At 58.5% G+C, this 424-nt stretch carries 1 protein-coding gene; it reads left to right on the top strand.

The window, feature by feature from the left end:
- Window positions 1-164 precede the first annotated feature (164 nt).
- On the top strand, window positions 165-424 hold a 260-nt coding region (locus tag EN932_RS38635; protein ID WP_206619061.1), incomplete at its 3' end, for a hypothetical protein.

Below are 424 nucleotides of genomic sequence, written 5' to 3'. Positions count from 1 at the left end.
GTTCGGACAGCCTCCGGATCTCGACTTTGCGCCGGAGGGGCTGCGTTTCTCGATTTGCGGCTTAATCTCCCGCCTTGCACCCGATGAACGGCTAGGCTGATCGCGGCAGCGCCCTGTGGACCGCCTGGAAATCACATAATCGCATTGTCAGGCGGGCGCCCGCCTTGATCCGTCGTCGAAGAGATCCTGAAGTTTCTGGTTCGGCATCGGTCAGGAAAGTAAAAAGCCTTGTAGCTGGTCGCAGCCAGCTTGCGCGGGCATTCCGTCGGACGCTGGGAGAGCGTGCTTTCCGTAAACTCCAAACCGAGCCGCCGCGGATCCATTTGCGTTTCCAACAAGATGCCGACACTTTCGTGGCAAAGCTCGGATTGTTCAGTTGCAATCCGATACGTTCACTGCCAGGTCTCGATCGGCCAATGCACCC

Origin of the sequence: Mesorhizobium sp. M7A.F.Ca.US.002.01.1.1, assembly GCF_004022955.1 — a bacterium.
Classification (GTDB): domain Bacteria; phylum Pseudomonadota; class Alphaproteobacteria; order Rhizobiales; family Rhizobiaceae; genus Mesorhizobium; species Mesorhizobium ciceri.
The sequence above is the reverse complement of the archived record's forward strand: the minus strand, read 5'-3'. Positions and strand labels throughout refer to the sequence as shown.